General features: G+C 76.5%; 16 protein-coding genes. 10 read left to right on the top strand and 6 right to left on the bottom strand.

Features of this window, described 5'->3' with window-relative positions; genetic code table 11:
• The first annotated feature begins 121 nt into the window (after positions 1-121).
• Positions 122-1,165 (top strand): NAD(P)-dependent alcohol dehydrogenase, encoded by a 1,044-nt coding sequence (locus V1J52_RS15835; protein ID WP_330140438.1) that lies wholly within the window; start codon positions 122-124, stop codon positions 1,163-1,165.
• Between the two features lie 44 nt (positions 1,166-1,209).
• Here the strand turns inward: V1J52_RS15835 and wrbA are convergent, their stop codons facing one another.
• Together wrbA and V1J52_RS15845 are read right to left on the bottom strand one after the other, a co-directional pair.
• Positions 1,210-1,812, bottom strand: coding sequence for an NAD(P)H:quinone oxidoreductase (wrbA, locus tag V1J52_RS15840; RefSeq protein WP_330140439.1), 603 nt, complete (start codon positions 1,810-1,812; stop codon positions 1,210-1,212).
• 178 nt (positions 1,813-1,990) lie between these two features.
• Entirely contained in the window at positions 1,991-4,114 is a 2,124-nt protein-coding gene (locus V1J52_RS15845; protein ID WP_330140440.1) for a HelD family protein, read from the bottom strand.
• Between the two features lie 240 nt (positions 4,115-4,354).
• Between V1J52_RS15845 and V1J52_RS15850 the strand changes: the two genes are divergently transcribed.
• Positions 4,355-4,579, top strand: a complete 225-nt coding sequence (locus V1J52_RS15850) for a hypothetical protein (protein WP_330140441.1) — start codon at positions 4,355-4,357, stop codon at positions 4,577-4,579.
• 45 nt (positions 4,580-4,624) lie between these two features.
• Here V1J52_RS15850 and V1J52_RS15855 read toward each other — a convergent pair whose 3' ends face one another.
• Positions 4,625-5,368 carry a copper homeostasis protein CutC gene (locus V1J52_RS15855; protein ID WP_330140442.1) on the bottom strand — a complete coding sequence of 248 codons (744 nt, stop codon included), beginning with the start codon at positions 5,366-5,368 and terminating at the stop codon, positions 4,625-4,627.
• 61 nt (positions 5,369-5,429) lie between these two features.
• Between V1J52_RS15855 and V1J52_RS15860 the strand changes: the two genes are divergently transcribed.
• The 3 genes from V1J52_RS15860 to V1J52_RS15870 all read left to right on the top strand — a co-directional run bounded on the left by V1J52_RS15860 (position 5,430) and on the right by V1J52_RS15870 (position 8,009).
• A complete protein-coding gene (locus V1J52_RS15860; RefSeq protein ID WP_330140443.1) occupies positions 5,430-6,086 on the top strand; it encodes an HD domain-containing protein in 657 nt (218 codons plus the stop codon).
• Positions 6,087-6,114: 28 nt separating this feature from the next.
• Positions 6,115-6,678, top strand: a complete 564-nt coding sequence (locus V1J52_RS15865) for a TIGR03086 family metal-binding protein (RefSeq protein ID WP_330140444.1) — start codon at positions 6,115-6,117, stop codon at positions 6,676-6,678.
• Between the two features lie 167 nt (positions 6,679-6,845).
• Complete coding sequence (locus tag V1J52_RS15870) at positions 6,846-8,009, top strand: Cmx/CmrA family chloramphenicol efflux MFS transporter (protein WP_443075844.1); 1,164 nt, start codon at positions 6,846-6,848, stop codon at positions 8,007-8,009.
• Here V1J52_RS15870 and V1J52_RS15875 read toward each other — a convergent pair.
• The gene (locus tag V1J52_RS15875) at positions 7,995-8,327 is read right to left on the bottom strand and encodes a DUF4031 domain-containing protein (RefSeq protein WP_330140446.1); all 333 of its coding nucleotides are present in this window, start codon (positions 8,325-8,327) and stop codon (positions 7,995-7,997) included. The genes V1J52_RS15870 and V1J52_RS15875 overlap by 15 nt on opposite strands.
• Positions 8,324-8,677 carry a DUF8819 family protein gene (locus V1J52_RS15880; RefSeq protein ID WP_443075835.1) on the bottom strand — a complete coding sequence of 118 codons (354 nt, stop codon included), beginning with the start codon at positions 8,675-8,677 and terminating at the stop codon, positions 8,324-8,326. The genes V1J52_RS15875 and V1J52_RS15880 overlap by 4 nt, the downstream gene beginning before the upstream one ends.
• Positions 8,678-8,757: 80 nt before the next feature.
• Between V1J52_RS15880 and V1J52_RS15885 the strand changes: the two genes are divergently transcribed.
• From V1J52_RS15885 to V1J52_RS15895, 3 genes are all read left to right on the top strand, one after another.
• Positions 8,758-9,840, top strand: a complete 1,083-nt coding sequence (locus V1J52_RS15885; protein ID WP_330140448.1) for a MurR/RpiR family transcriptional regulator — start codon at positions 8,758-8,760, stop codon at positions 9,838-9,840.
• 86 nt (positions 9,841-9,926) lie between these two features.
• Positions 9,927-10,907 carry an N-acetylmuramic acid 6-phosphate etherase gene (gene murQ, locus V1J52_RS15890; protein WP_330140449.1) on the top strand — a complete coding sequence of 327 codons (981 nt, stop codon included), beginning with the start codon at positions 9,927-9,929 and terminating at the stop codon, positions 10,905-10,907.
• Between the two features lie 213 nt (positions 10,908-11,120).
• Positions 11,121-13,649, top strand: coding sequence for an ATP-binding protein (locus V1J52_RS15895; RefSeq protein WP_330140592.1), 2,529 nt, complete (start codon positions 11,121-11,123; stop codon positions 13,647-13,649).
• A 33-nt stretch (positions 13,650-13,682) separates the two neighbouring features.
• Here the strand turns inward: V1J52_RS15895 and V1J52_RS15900 are convergent, their stop codons facing one another.
• Complete coding sequence (locus V1J52_RS15900) at positions 13,683-14,216, bottom strand: NUDIX domain-containing protein (RefSeq protein ID WP_330140450.1); 534 nt, start codon at positions 14,214-14,216, stop codon at positions 13,683-13,685.
• A gap of 285 nt (positions 14,217-14,501) precedes the next feature.
• On the opposite strand from V1J52_RS15900, the gene V1J52_RS15905 reads away from it, so the two are divergent.
• Both V1J52_RS15905 and V1J52_RS15910 read left to right on the top strand, forming a co-directional pair.
• A complete protein-coding gene (locus tag V1J52_RS15905) occupies positions 14,502-14,918 on the top strand; it encodes an ATP-binding protein (RefSeq protein WP_330140451.1) in 417 nt (138 codons plus the stop codon).
• Between the two features lie 115 nt (positions 14,919-15,033).
• Positions 15,034-15,447 carry an STAS domain-containing protein gene (locus V1J52_RS15910; protein WP_330140452.1) on the top strand — a complete coding sequence of 138 codons (414 nt, stop codon included), beginning with the start codon at positions 15,034-15,036 and terminating at the stop codon, positions 15,445-15,447.
• The last annotated feature ends 15 nt before the right edge of the window (positions 15,448-15,462 follow it).

A 15,462-nucleotide genomic window follows, 5' to 3' on the forward strand; every position in this document is an offset into this window, starting at 1 on the left:
GCGGGACCGGGACGGGGCCCCGCCGCCGTGCGGCTCGCCGTGCGCCGCGCCGGAGGAGGGCGCATGGTGGGTGGGGGCCGCGCGGGCGGCCGTTCGGGGCCCACGCGTGAGGAGGTCCGCCATGAAGGCCGTGCAGTACCGCGAGGTCGGCTCGGCGCCGGAGGTCGTCACGGTGCCCGACCCGGAGCCGGGGCCCGGTCAGGTGCTCCTGAAGGTGTCGGCCGCCGGGGTGTGCCACTCCGACATCGCGGTGATGGAGTGGCCCGCCGAGGGTTTCCCCTACGAGCTGCCCATGACGCTCGGGCACGAGGGCGCCGGGACGGTCGCCGCCGTCGGTGACGGCGTCGCGGGCGTCGCGGAGGGCGACTCCGTGGCCGTCTACGGCCCCTGGGGCTGCGGCCGGTGCCCGAAGTGCGCGGAGGGCAAGGAGAACTACTGCCTGCGCGCCGCCGGGCTGCGGATCTTCCCGCCCGGGCTGGGCAGGCCCGGCGCCATGGCCGAGTACCTCCTCGTGGACGACGCCCGCCACCTGGTGCCGCTGGGGGACCTGGACCCGGTCCGCACGGTGCCGCTGACCGACGCCGGGCTCACGCCGTACCACGCGGTCAAGCGCTCCCTGCCGAAGCTGACCCCCGGCAGCACCGCCGCCGTCATCGGCGCGGCCGGCGGCCTCGGGCACGTCGCGGTGCAGCTCCTGCGCGCACTGACGTCCGCCCGCGTCGTCGCCCTGGACGTCACGGAGGAGAAGCTGGAACTGGCCCGCGCGGTCGGCGCCCACGAGACGGTGCTCTCCGACGAGCACGCGGCCGGCCGGGTGCGGGAGCTGACCGGCGGGCTCGGCGCGGACGCCGTGTTCGACTTCGTGGGCGTGCAGCCGAGCGTCGACACCGCCGGGGCCTGCGCCGCCGTCGAGGCGGACGTGACGATCGTGGGCATCGGCGGCGGCACGCTGCCCGTGGGGTTCGGCGCCCAGGCGTACGAGGTGTGCGTCTCGGCGCCGTACTGGGGCAGCCGGGGCGAGCTGACCGAGGTCCTGGAGCTGGCCCGCACCGGCGCCCTGGACGTGCACGTGGAGACCTACGCCCTGGACGAGGCGCCCCGGGCCTACGCGCGGCTGCACGCGGGCGAGGTGCGGGGCCGGGCGGTGATCCTCCCCGGCGGCTGAACACCGCGGCGGCGGCTGGCCGCCGCGGCCCCGCCGCGCGGTGTTCAGCCCCGCAGGCGGGTGGCGATGTCGGCGAGGTGGCGGCCCTGGTAGTGCGCGGCGTCCAGCGTCGCCTGGTCCGGGCCCTCGCCGCCGCCGCTCGCCCAGCTCGTGCCGTACGGGTTGCCGCCCGCGGCGAAGAGCACGGGGTCGGTGTAGCCGGGGGGCACGATGACGCAGCCCCAGTGGTAGAAGACGTTGTTCAGCGCCAGGATGGTGGACTCCTGCCCGCCGTGCCGGTTCATCGCCGACGTGAAGCTGGTGACGGGCTTGTCGTGGAAGACGCCCGCCTGCCACTGCCCGCCGGTCAGGTCGATGAACTGCTTCAGCTGGGCGGTGACGTTGCCGTAGCGGGTGGGCGAGCCGAAGGCGTAGGCGCTGGCCCACTCCAGGTCCGCGAGCGTGGCCTCGCGCACCTCGTCCTTCGTCGCGTCGACGTGCGCCCGCCAGGCCGGGTTGGCGTCGATGGCCTCGTCGGGGGCCAGTTCGGGGACCCTGCGCAGCCGGACCTCCGCGTCACGGCTCTCGGCTCCCCGCGCGACGGCACTGGCGAGCTGGTGGACGTTGCCGGTGGCGCTGTAGTAGACGACTGCGACGCGGACGCTCACGTGCGGGCTCCTTCGGTGGAACGGGACGGCCGCCCCGCACGCTGCCCACCGGAGGCCGCAGCGCGGGTGCGACACGCGGCGCGTGTCCCCCGGGGCGCGCAGCGACTGCCCCCGTGTGCCGCAGCGCCGCCGCCTCCCCGGAGCCCGCCCCGGCCGCTGGCGGGCCCGCGGACGCGGTTCAGGCGCGGAGGGCGGCGGGCAGCGGCGCGGCGTGGAGGACGGTGAGGGCGGAGACGGCCCGGGTCAGGGTGACGTAGAGGCGGCGCAGGCCGGTGCGCTCGTCGGGCTCGCCGTCCACGATGGCGGCGGGTTCGTCCAGCACGACCGCGTCGTACTCCAGGCCCTTCGCCAGGGAGGCGGGGACGAGGGTGAGACGGGCGTCCGCCGTCGTCTCCTCGCCGGGCGCCAGGTGCGCGAGACCGTCCGAGGCCAGGGCGGCGGCCAGCTCGGGGACGCGGGCGTCGGCGGCGATCAGGCCGACCGAACCCTCCTGGCGCAGGGCCTGGCGGCAGGCGTCCAGCACCGCGCCGGTCAGCTCCCCGGCCCCGGCGACGGCGCGCACCGTGAAGTCACCGGGCGACTGCCGCACGGAGGTGGCGGGCGCCAGCTCCGGTGCGATGTCCGGCAGGAGCCGGGAGGCGAAGGCGATGACCTCGCGGGGCACGCGGAACCCGCGCGTCAGCTCCTCGACCGCCGCCTCCGGCTTGCCCAGGTGCGCCAGTGCCTCCGTCCAGCTCGCGGTGGCCCACGGCGTCGTGCCCTGGGCGATGTCGCCGAGCACGGTGGCCGAGCCGGTGGCGCAGCGGCGGCCGACCGCGCGGTACTGCATCGGGGAGAGGTCTTGCGCCTCGTCCAGCACGACGTGGCCGAGCGAGGGCGTGCGGGAGACCAGGTCCGTCGCCTCGTCCACCAGCACCGCGTCGGCCGCCGTCCAGGGGGCGGACTTCACGCCGCGCGCGGGCCGGGCCCACAGGACGGCCTTCTGCTCGTCCGCCGTGAGGACGCCCTCGGCGTGCTCGGCGAGGAAGTCGGCGTCGGACAGCAGCCGCAGCACGAGCTTGGCCGGGTCCACGGCGGGCCAGACGGCCTTCACCGCGGCCTTGACGGCGGCGTTGCGGGCGACCGCGTCCTGCACCCGGTCGTCGGGGGCCTCCCCCGACTGCTCCATCCGCACGAGCACCGCGTGCGCGATGCGCTGCGGCAGCGCCTCGCGGGCGGCGCCGTAGCGGATGCCGCGGGCCAGCAGCTCCTCGACCATCCCGGCCACCTCGTGGGCGGGGACGCGCCAGCGGCGGGAGCCGCGCACGACGACGCAGGGCTCGGTGGGCGGCGTGACGGACGCCCGCAGCGCCCGGCGCAGCACCTCCGCCATCCGGGCGTCCCCCTTGACCGCCGCCGCGGCCGCGTCGTCGGTGCCGCGCACGGGGACGTGCGCGACGAGCCCGTCCACCGTCGTCTGCCGCACCCGCAGCTCGCCGAGCGCGGGCAGCACCTGTTCGATGTAGCGCAGGAAGGAGTCGTTCGGGCCGATGACGAGGGTGCCGGTGCGCGCCAGGCGCTCGCGGTGCGCGTAGAGCAGGTAGGCGACGCGGTGCAGGCCTACCGCCGTCTTGCCGGTGCCGGGCGCGCCCTGCACGCAGACGGTGCCCTCGATCCCGGCGCGCACGATGGCGTCCTGCTCGGGCTGGATGGTGGCGACGATGTCCCGCATCGGGCCGACGCGGGGCCGCTCGATCTCCCGCTGGAGCAGCGCGCTCGTCTGCTCGTCGGCCTCCTCGCCCGGCCCGGTCAGGTGCTCGTCCTCGTAGGCGGTGAGGTTGCCGCCGGTGTAGCCGAAGCGGCGGCGCAGCGCGACGCCCTGGGGGTCGCGGCGGGAGGCCCGGTAGAACGCCTGGGAGACGGGTGCGCGCCAGTCGATGACCATCGGGTCCCCGGCGGCGTCGTGCACGTGGCGGCGGCCGATGTAGTAGCGGTGGCCGTCCTCCGCCCCACCGGTCCCGTCGGCCCCGCCGGCTCCGGCCGCATCGCCGCCCGGGGGCGGTCCGTCCGCGCCGGGGGTGCCGTCCCCGGCCCTGGGCGTGTAGTCGAGACGGCCGAAGAACAGCGGGGTGTGGGCGAGGTCGGCGAGCGCCGTGATGCGCTGGTCGATCTGGGCCTGGAGAACCTCGGCGTTCACCCAGTTGGCGGTGACGTCTCGGATGTCGAGCGCTTCGACGTCCTGGCGCATGGCGCGCAGGGCGGCACGGGACGCGGCGAGGTGGGCCTGCTCGGCGGCGAGCGGGCCGTGGGCGGGGGCGGGCACGGCGGAGCCTCCGGGGGATGCGGCTGCGGGGCGGCGGAGAGCGGCCGGTTCCGACCGGCCGGAGTCCTCCCCTGGTCCGGGAGGAGGCAAGACGGGAGAGTGTACTCGCGCTCCTCCGCGCGGGCGACCGCTTTTCACCGGTCCCGTAGGGGGCGCCGTACCCGGGGTTGACGGGCGCCGACGGCGGAATGGGTCCTTCGGCCGATGCCCGGGGGACGCGGGACGCGCATGCTGGGAGACATGAGCAGCGCATCTGTCACTCCCGCCGTGGGCGGCCGTCCGGGTGGCCGCGGGGCGGCGTCGTCCCGGGGTCGCGGCGCGACCGCCGTCGGGCCCGGCGCCCACCCCCGCCACCTCACCGGTGACGCACTGCGCGCGGTGAAGGTGTTCGCCCGAGCCGCGTTCGACGTCGCCGTGCTCGGCGAGGCGGCCGAGGACGCGGGGGCGCGCCACCGCACGCCCTGACCCGGGCCGCTCGGCCGTCACGCGCCAGCCGTCACGCGCCTGCCGTCACGCGCCGGTGGTCAGGTTCCGCACGTCGGAGGTCACGGGCGAGGCGTCCAGCGCGGTGCGCCAGCGGGCGACGGTCCCGGCGTCCACCGGGGCGTCCCAGCCGCCGGGGCGGGCGGCGCCGCCGATGTGGAAGGCGTCGACCCCGGCCGTCCGCAGCCGGGGGACGTGGTCGAGGCGCAGCCCGCCGCCCGCCATGATGCACGGCGCGTAGCCCGGTTCGCCCGCGGCGGCGCGGGCCGCCTCGTCGATCAGCACGTCCAGGCCCGCGTCCACGCCGCCTCCCGCACCCGCCGTCAGGTAGGTGTCGAGTCCGGGCTGTTCGGCGAGGGCCTTGCGCAGGGCCTCCCGGTCGGCGGCCCGGTCGATGGCCCGGTGGAACGTCCAGCGGCTGCCGTCCACCACGCCGAGGAGGGCGTGGACGGCGGGCAGGTCGGGGCCGCCCGCGTCGTCGAGGAAGCCGAGGACGAACTCGTCGGCGCCCTCCGCCCGGAGCGCTCCGGCCCGCTCGCAGAGCGCGTCGAGGGTGGCCGGGTCCCCGGCCGCGAACCCGTCGGAGGCGCGGAGCATGACCCGCACGGGGAGGTCGACGGCCTCGCGGACGGCCGCGAAGGTCTCGCGCGCGGGGGTGAGCCCGTCGGCGGCCATGTCCGTGACCAGTTCGAGGCGGTCCGCCCCTCCGGCCTGGGCCGCGACCGCGTCGTCCGCGCCGAGCGCGATCACCTCGAGAATTGGTCTAGACATATAACACAGGGTGCCACACCCCCGGGCGGACGGAAACCCCGCGGGTCCCGACAATGGGCCCATGGCCGACGACGCACCGCTCCTCGCCCGCTGGACCGCCCTCCTCACGCGCGCCCGCGCCGGGGCGCCGGGGCCCGACCCCGGGCCCTACGGGCGCGACCTGCTCGGCCGCTGGGCCGAACCGCAGCGCCGCTACCACACCACCGCCCACCTGGAAGCCGTGCTGGACCGCGTCGACGAGCTGGCCGGGCACGCCGAGGACCCCGAGGCGGTGCGGCTCGCGGCCTGGTTCCACGACGCCGTCTACCGGCCCGACCGAAGCGAGAACGAGGAGCGCAGCGCCGCCCTGGCCCTGCGCGCCCTGCCGGAGGCGGGCGTGGCGCGGGAGCGGTGCGCGGAGGTGGCGCGGCTGGTGCGGCTGACCGTCTCCCACGACCCGGCGCCGGGCGACACGAACGGCGAGACGCTCTGCGACGCCGACCTCGCGGTGCTGGCCGGGACACCGGAGGCGTACGCGGCCTACGCGGCGGCCGTGCGCGCCGAGTACGCGTTCGTACCCGAGGACGCCTTCGCCGCCGGCCGCTCCGAGGTGCTGCGCGCCCTCCTCGGGCTGCCCCGGCTCTACCGCACGCCGCACGGCGCCGCGCACTGGGAGGCCGCGGCCCGCCGCAACCTCACCACCGAACTGGAGCTGCTCGCGGCGCGTGCTCCCCGCTGAGCGGTCCGGCTTTGGCACCCTCGGCCGTATGGAACTCCTGGAAGCGTTCGACCGCTCATACGAAGCCTTCGACCAGCGCGTCCTGCGGGTGGAGGACGAGCAGTGGACGGCGGGGACGCCGTGCACGGAATGGACGGTGCGGGATGTGGTCAACCACGTGGTCAGCGAACACCTGTGGGCGCCCTGGCTGCTGCGCGGGGCGACGCTGGCCGAGGTCGGGGACCGGTTCGACGGGGATGTGCTCGGCGGCGATCCGAAGGGCGCCTGGGCGCGGGCCGCCGCGGCCTCGCGGCCCGCGTTCCACCGGCCCGCCGCCCTGTCGGGGACGGTGAACACCTCCGGCGGCCCGAGCCCCGCCGACGCGTACGCGTGGCAGATGACGCTGGATCTCGCGGTGCACGGCTGGGACGTCGCCCGCGGCATCGGCGCGGACGAGCACATGGACCAGGAGCTGGCCCGGACGCTCCTGGAACGTTTCGGCAGCCAGATCCCCCAGTGGCAGGGTTCCGGGCTGTTCGGCCCCTCGGTGGACGTCCCCGGCTCCGCCTCCGCGCGGGACCGCCTCCTGGCCCTGCTCGGCCGCCGGCCGTAGTCGCCGCGCGGGAGCCCGTCCCCGCGGGAATGCGCTGACGGGACGTGCTGTTGCAGGCGGACGTGCCTTCTGACGACGCCATTCCAGCCGCCCTCCCGGCTGCCCGCGTACCCGCCGCCGTCTACGTGCTCGGGGTGTCCGTGTTCGCCCTCGGCACCAGCGAGTTCATGCTCGCCGGGCTGCTGGAACCCATGGCCCGGGATCTGGGGGTGTCCATCCCCCGGGCCGGGCTGCTGGTCTCCGCGTTCGCGGTGGGCATGGTCGTCGGCGCGCCGGTGCTGGCCGCCGCCACGCTGCGCCTGCCCCGCCGGACGACGCTGCTGGTGCTGCTGGCCGTCTTCGGGCTCGGGCAGGTCGCCGGGGCCGTCGCGCCCACCTACGGCCTCCTCTTCGCCTCCCGGGTGGTGAGCGCCCTGGCCTGCGCCGGGTTCTGGGCGGTGGGTGCGGCGGTCGCCATCTCGCTGGTGCCGGTGACGGCGCGGGCGCGGGCGATGGCCGTCATGGTCGGCGGTCTGAGCGTCGCGAACGTCGCCGGGGTGCCCGCCGGTGCCTTCCTCGGGCAGCACTTCGGCTGGCGGGCGGCGTTCTGGGCGGTGGCCGTCCTGTCCGCCCTGGCCCTCGTCGGCGTCTTCGCCCTGGTGCCCCGCACCGCCGCCCCCACCGGCGCGGACCGGCCGGTGCTCCGCAGGGAGCTGCGCATCTACCGGGACGGGCAGGTGTGGCTGGCCCTCGCGGTCACCGCGCTCAACGCCGGTGCCGTGTTCGCCCTCTTCTCCTACCTCTCCCCGGTCCTGACCGACGTGGCGGGTCTCGACGAGAGCTGGGTGCCCACCGTGCTCGGCCTCTTCGGCGCGGGCGCGCTGCTCGGGACGGCCATCGGCGGCCGGGTCGCGGACGCCCACCTGTTCGGCACGATGTACCTCGGCATCGCGGCCTCCGGTGTCGTGCTGGCCGTGCTCGCGCTCACCGCGCAGAGCGCCGTCGCCGCCGTCGGGCTCGCGCTGCTGCTCGGCGTCACGGCGTTCTTCACCGCCCCGGCGCTCAACGCGCGCATGTTCAACGTCGCCAGCGCCGCGCCGACGCTGGCGGGCGCCACGACCACGTCCGCGTTCAACATCGGCAACACGCTCGGCCCCTGGCTGGGCGGGCTGGTCATCAGCGCGGGCTGGGGCTATCCGGCCGTGGCCTGGACGGGTGCGGTGCTGGCCGCGGCGGCGCTGGTGCTCACCGTGTTCGCCGCCCGGCTGCACCGGTCGAGCGGCTCGTCCCGGATCGTGGGCGGCTCCCCGGCGGCGGGGGCCACCGCGGAGACGGCGTCACCGCTCCCGTGACGGCGCGGGCGGCGGCCCGGGAGCGGGCGGCGGCCGGGTCGGCGCCGGGGGCGGCGCGGGGCGGCCCTTCGGGCGGCGCAGCCCGGCGGCGGTGAGACGGCGGACGAGTTCCCGGCTGCCGACCTCCACCGCCCCCAGCCGCACCGCGTCGGCGTACCGGGCGGCGGGGAGGTCGTAGTGGTCGCGGTCGAAGGCGCGGGCCGGCGCGCCGAGGCGGGCGGCGAAGGCGTGCAGCTCCGCGAGGGACTCGTCGCTGACCAGGTGGGACCACATCCGTCCGTGCCCCGGCCACGTCGGCGGGTCGATGTAGACGGTCACGCGCCGGCTCCCAGGGCGCCGACGGACGCCACCGTCCGGCCGGACCGCGCGCACACCCAGTGCGGGTCCTCGCCCAGCTCGGGTTCGATGTCCAGGGCGTGCGGGTCGCCGTCCCCGCACAGCGGGCACAGCGGCCAGCGCCCGTACCGCTCCAGCAGCGCGTCCTGCACGTCCTGCGCGACCAGGCCCGGCAGGAACGCGGCGCCGTCCGGCCACTGCCCGACCCACCAGCGCCGGTGCGCGACGGCGTCCTCGACCAGGGAGACGGTGTCCGCCCCGGCGACGTCGTCGGCGATCAGGTCCGCCAGGATCAGCGCCCGGGCGGTGTGCAGTGCCGCTTCACTCTCCATGGCTTCCATTGGACCGCATCGCGCGGCGGGTCTTGACGCACCGGGGTGCCGAAAATAGCTTCCTTCGGGTGAGGAGTGCGATGAAGGAAACTTCCGCCACCCGCCCCGCGGCCGGGCGCCCCGCCGACCCCGGCCGCCCCGCCGATCCGGTGCGTCCCCCCGACCCCGGCCGCCCCGCCGAGCCCGCACGCGGCGCCGTGCCCGCACGCCGGGCCGAACCGCAAGCGGCGGCCCCGCCAGCGCGCCGGGCCCGCCGGGCCGCGCCCGGGCCCGCCGCCCGGGCCGGGCGCCCCGACCCCGCCGCGCTGGGGGCCAGGGTGCGCGCCCTGGTGCCCAGCATGACCCGTTCCATGCAGCGCGTGGCCGAGACGGTCGCCGAGGACCCGGCCGGGTGCGCGGCCCTCACCGTCACCGGGCTCGCCCAGCGCACCGGCACCAGCGAGGCCACCGTCGTGCGCACCTCCCGGCTGCTGGGCTATCCCGGCTACCGGGACCTGCGGCTCGCACTCGCCGGGCTCGCCGCCCAGCAGGAGTCCGGGGCCGCTCCCGCCGTCACCGCCGACATCGCCGTGGACGACCCCATCGGCGACGTCATCGCCAAGCTGGCCCACGACGAGCGGCAGACCCTCGCGGACACGGCGGCCACGCTGGACCCCGGGCAGGTCGAGGCGGTGGTCAACGCGCTGGCGGGCGCCCGCCGCATCGACGTCTACGGCTCCGGCGCCTCCGCGCTCGTCGGGCAGGACCTGGTGCAGAAGCTGCTGCGCATCGGGCTTATCGCCCACGCCCACGCCGATCCGCACCTGGCCGTCACCAACGCCGTCCAGTTGCGCACCGGCGACGTGGCGATAGCCATCACCCACTCCGGGCACACCGTGGACGTCATCGAGCCGCTGCGGGTGGCCTTCGACCACGGCGCCACCACCGTCGCCATCACCGGCCGCCCGGACGCGGGGATCGCCCAGTACGCCGACCACCTGCTGACGACGTCCACCGCGCGGGAGAGCGAACTGCGACCGGCCGCCATGTCGAGCCGCACCAGCCAGCTCCTCGTCGTGGACTGCCTGTTCGTCGGCGTGGCGCAGCGCACCTACGACGCGGCGGCCCCGGCGCTGTCGGCGTCGTACGAGGCGCTCGCGCACCGCCACTCCCCCGGCCGCTGACGGTCCGCCCGGCGCGGACCGCAGCCCGGTCCGCCCGCGCGCCGCACGCCGCCGCGCGTCACGCGAACGAGGAGAGCCGCACTGTCATGACCGCCGACCGCTCGCTGCGGGCGCAGCTCGACGCGCTCACCACCGAGGCGTTCCGCCCCGACCTCGCCGACATCGACCGGCTGTCCACCCTGGAGATCGCCACGCTGATGAACGGCGAGGACGCCACCGTCCCCGCCGCCGTGGCCGCCGGGCTGCCGCGACTGGCCGCCGCCGTCGACGCGGCGGCGGCGCGCATGGCGGACGGCGGGCGGCTCGTCTACGCGGGCGCCGGGACGGCGGGGCGGCTCGGCGTGCTGGACGCGAGCGAGTGCCCGCCCACGTTCAACACGGCGCCGGGCGAGGTCGTCGGCCTCGTGGCGGGCGGCCCGGCTGCGCTCCTCACGGCGGTGGAGGGCGCCGAGGACCGGGCGGACCTGGCCGCCGCCGCCCTCGACGAGCTGGGGCTGACCGCCGCCGACACCGTGGTCGGCGTCTCCGCCTCCGGCCGCACGCCCTACGCCGTCGGCGCCGTGCGGCACGCGCGGGCGCGGGGCGCGCTGACGGTGGGCCTCTCCTGCAACGCGGGCTCCCCGCTGGCCGCCGCCGCCGAGCACGGGATCGAGATCGTCACGGGTCCCGAGCTGATCACCGGTTCGACCCGGCTGAAGGCGGGCACGGCGCAGAAGCTCGTGCTCAACATGTTCTCGACGATCACGATGATCCGGCTGGGGAAGACGTACGGGAACCTGATGGTGGACGTGCGGGCCTCCAACGCCAAGCTGCACGCCCGCTCCCGCCGCATCGTCGCCCTGGCCACGGGGGCGGAGGAGCAGGAGGTGGAGGCCGCGCTCGCCGCGACGGGCGGCGAGGTGAAGAACGCCATCCTCACCCTGCTGGGCGGTGTGGACGGCCCGGCGGCGGCCCGGCTGCTGGCCGCGTCGGGCGGGCACCTGCGCCCGGCGCTCCAGGCCGCCGCCCGCGCGCGCGGTGACGCCCCGCCCGGCGGCGCGCCGCCCCGCCCGCCGGCCGGTGACTGACGCGCGCCCCGGCCGGGGCGGCGGGTGTGACGCAGGTCCCGGCACTGTGGTGACGCGGCTCCCGGCACCGCCGTGACGCGGGCCCCGGCCGGGCCGCGCACGGCTCCCCGCGGCGGGCACCGGCGCCCGCGCCGTCCGCCGTCGCCTTATCCTTCCTCCGGTCAGGAGTTCCTGGCGGCGGCGGGGGTCAACAGGAGAGGTGGTGTGACACGGATGACGACGGCGCGGTACCTGTTCTCCGGGCCGGGCGCCACCCGGGCACTGCTGCGGTCCCACGACTGGGCGTCGACCGGGCTCGGTCCCGTCGAGGAGTGGCCGGACGAGCTGGTGGCCGCGGTCCGCACGGTCTTCGACTCGCGGATGCCCATGCTGCTGTGGTGGGGCCCCGAACTGCTCCAGATCTACAACGAGGCGTACGCCGCCGTGCTCGGCGACAAGCATCCGCGGGCGGTGGCCCAGCCCGCCGCGGAGTGCTGGACGGAGATCTGGGACGACGTGGGCCACCTCACCGAGGCGGTGATGGCGGGCGGGGAGGCCACGTACGCCCAGGAGCAGCTGCTCTACATGCGGCGGCACGGCTACGACGAGGAGACGTACTGGACGTTCTCCTACAGCGCCATCACCGACGGCAGCGGGGTGTGCGGCCTCTTCGTCGCCGCCTCCGACGTCACCGCCCGGGTGCTCGGCGAACGGCGGCTGCTGACGCTCAGCGAACTGGGCGCGGTGTCGGCCACCGAGGTGCCGGACCCGGCCGGTGCCTGCCGCGCGGTGCTGTCGGTGCTGTCCGACAACCGCCGGGACCTGCTGTTCGGCGCGGCCTACCTGTGCGGAGTCCGCCCCGACGGCGTCCCCGAGCCCGCTGGCACGTTCGGCCTGGTCCCGGGCGCGGAGATACCCGCTGACGGGCCGCTGGCCGAGGCCGTCCGCGCGGTGGCGGCCTCCGGCGCGCCCCGGCACGTGCGCGGTCTGGCGGACCGGCTGGCCTCCCTCTACCGTGCCGAGGGCGCGCTCAGCGCGGAGGTGCCGGACGAGGTGATGGTGCTGCCCCTGGCCGTGACCGGGGCCTCCGCCCCGACGGGAGTGCTGGCCCTGGGCATCAGCCCGCACCGGGCGTTCGACGAGGACTACCAGTCGTTCACCACCCTGGTCGCCGCCCAGGCGGGCCTCGCCGTCGGTGACGCCCTCGCCTACCAGGCCGAACGGCAGCGGGCACAGGCGCTGGCCGAGCTGGACGCGGCCAAGACCCGCTTCTTCCAGAACGTCAGCCACGAGTTCCGCACCCCGCTCACGCTCCTCCTCGGTCCGCTCGGGGACCTGCTGCGCGACGCCGACGTGGAGCTGCCGGACCGGCACCGGGAGGGCGTGGCCGTCGCCCGCCGCGCGGCGCTGCGGCTGCAACGGCTGGTGGACAGCCTGGTGGAAGGGTCCCGGGCCGCCGCCGGGGAACTGCACGCCCGGCGCGAGCCGACGGACGTGGCGGCCCTCACCGCCGACACGGTCAGCATGTTCCGGTCCGCCGCCCAGCAGCACGGCGTGGAGCTGGTGACGGCCATCGAGCCGACGCCCCGGGTGGTGCCCGTGGACCGGGAGATGTGGCTGAAGACCGTGTCGAACCTGCTGTCCAACGCGGTGAAGTTCACCCTGCGGGGCCGGATCACCGTCGCTCTGCGCGGGGACGGCGAGCGGACGGTGCTGACCGTGGCCGACACCGGCGTGGGCATCGCGCCCGAACACCACCACCTGGTCTTCGAGCGCTTCCAGCGGGTGCCCGGCCCGGACGCCCGGAGCGCGGAGGGTTCGGGGATCGGGCTGTCCCTCGTCGCCGACCTGCTCCGGCTGCACGGCGGCACGATCGAGCTGGAGAGCACGCCGGGCGAGGGCAGCACGTTCACCGTCACCCTGCCGCACGGCCCGGCGGACACCACCGCCCGCGCCCCCGAGGACGCCGGGGCGGACCGCGCGGCCCGGCCGCAGGCCGCGGGCGGTCCCGCCGGGCCGCAGGACGCGGCCGGACCGGCGGACGCCGACGGACCGGGGGACGCCGACGGCGCGGGGGACGTCGCCCGCGTCACCGAGCCGTTCACCGCGGAGGCCGCGCTGTGGGGCCGCGAGGCCGCCGGGCCGTCCGCGGCGCGGGCGCCCGCGCCGCTGGGCAGCCTGCTCCTCGTCGAGGACAACGCCGACATGCGCCACTACCTCACCCGGCTGCTGGAGCCGGACGGGTGGTCCGTCACCGCCGTGGGCGACGCGGAGGCGGCGCTCGCCCGCCGGACCCCGCCCGACCTCGTCCTCAGCGACGTCATGCTGCCCGGCCGCGACGGGCTGGAACTGGTCCGGGCGCTGCGGGCACGCCCGGACACGGCCCGGCTGCCGATCCTGCTGCTGACGGCGCGGGCCGGCAGCCGCTCGGCCACCGAGGGCCTCGCGGCGGGCGCCGACGACTACATCGTCAAGCCCTTCGAACCGCGGGAGCTGCTGGCCCGCGTCCGGACGCACCACGAGCTGAACCGGCTGCGGGAGTACGCCGTCTCGCAGGCGCAGGACGAGGCCGCCAGCCTCCAGCGGGCGCTGGCCAGCAACCGCCAGATCGGCACCGCCATGGGTGTCCTCATGGCCCTGCGCCGCATCTCGGCGGAGGAGGCGTTCGCCCTGCTGCGCCGCACCAGCCAGGAGCAGAACCGCAAGCTGCGCGACGTGGCCGACGACGTCGTCACCTCCGGCACCCTCCTCGCCCCGCGCTGAGGCCCGCGCTGAGGAGGGTGCCGCCCGCGCCGGTCAGGCGCCCCTGGCCGGTTCCCCGACGAGCACGGACGCCCGGCCCGTGCGGCGGGCCTCCGCCATGGCCGCGATCCGCTGGTAGCCCTCGGGCTCCATGAGCCGCTCCCAGGTCTCCCAGCTCTCCACCGCCCACCGGTCGTGTTCCCGCGGGTCGAGCCGGATCGCGGCGATCTGCTCCTCGCGGAGCACGCCCCCGTCGAAGCAGAACCCGACCTTGGCGAGCGGCGCGTCCTCGTCCGAGCGGAGGTAGTGCACGAGGAGCAGCGGGCACGGCCAGGTCACGCGCAGCCCGGTCTCCTCCCACGTCTCCCGCACGGCGGTGCGCAGCGGGTCCTCCCCCGGGTCCATGTTGCCTCCGGGCAGCTGCCACACCCGGTCGGCGAAGACGGACCGCAGTTGCACCGGGCGGCCGCGCACGTCCGTGAAGTAGAGGCACGCGTACACCGTCGCCTTGGGGAGGGTCGCCAGGTACTGCGCCTGCTCCAGGGGGAACGGCAGCCCGGCGGCGGTTTCGTCACGCATCGTGGTCATGCTCCAGTCCTACAACGAACTCCCGTCCAACACACCGGCGTTTCCCGACCGGGCGATCCCGGCGCCCGAGCCCGCCCGGCGCCGCGGGGCCAAAGCAGCGGTCCGCACGCGGTCCGCGCGCGGTCCGCACGCGCTCCTCGGGCGGTGCGGGAGCGGTCCGGGAGCGGTCCCGGCCTGGCCGGTCCGTGGTTTGTGGGGGGCGGACCGGGGCATCCGCACAGGCAGCCGACTGCCACGGAGGAGCCGGGCGCGCGAACGCCGGACGAGTGGAAAGAGGGCACGGACATGACCGAATCCAGCACGCAGGGCATCACCTGGCGCGTACCGCGGGCACCGGCGGCCTTCGCGTGGGCGCGTGAGGTGACCAGGACGGTCCTCACCCGCTGGGGGTGTGACGCGGAGGGCATCGACAGCGTGGTGCTGCTGGTGTCGGAGCTGGTCACGAACGCGCACCGGCACGGCCGGACGGACGCCGACCTGCGGCTGCGGGCGTCCCGCGACGGTGTGCGGGTGGCCGTGGACGACGAGGACCCCGCGCCGCCGGTGCGGCGCAGCCCGGACCTCGTCTCGGGGACCGGCGGGCTCGGGCTGCACATCCTGGAGCGGCTCTCCAGCCGCTGGGGCGTGGAGCCGCACGGAGGCGGCAAGCGGGTGTGGGCGGACGTGCCCTGCCGCTTCGCGGTGACGGCCGGGAGCCCCTGATGTGTGCCACTGGGTAACGGTTTAACTTGGAGTGACGGGTCCGAGCAGCCGGACGCGCGTACCGCAGACCATGCGCTGTCCGTCGCCGCAGCAGCCGCCTAGCCAGGGAGCCGAATTGCTCAGCGACACAGACGACAGGCTGACGCTGACCGACATCGTGCTCAACGACGAGTGCGCCGTACTGCGGGTCGCCGGAAAGCTGGACGTGCACACCGAGCAGCAGCTGCTGCGCCGGGCGGGCGACCTGGTGGACGCGGGCCGCCACCAGCTCGTCCTGGACCTGACGGCCCTGGTCTTCTGCGATTCGCGCGGCCTGAACTGCCTGCTGTCCCTCAACTGGCTGTGCCGCCGGTTCGACGGGCAGCTCCGGCTCGCGGCCGTCGGCCACCGGGTCATGGAGGTGCTGTCGCTCACCGGCACCCGGCACCTCTTCCACTGCTTCTCGACGCCCGGGGAGGCCGTCGCGGCCGTACCCGCGGCGCAGCGCCCCGTCTGGCCGCCGCCGGACCGGCACTCCGCGTCCGCCTGAGCCGGGGGCCTGAGC

This window comes from Streptomyces solitudinis (assembly GCF_036323765.1).
Classification (GTDB): domain Bacteria; phylum Actinomycetota; class Actinomycetes; order Streptomycetales; family Streptomycetaceae; genus Streptomyces.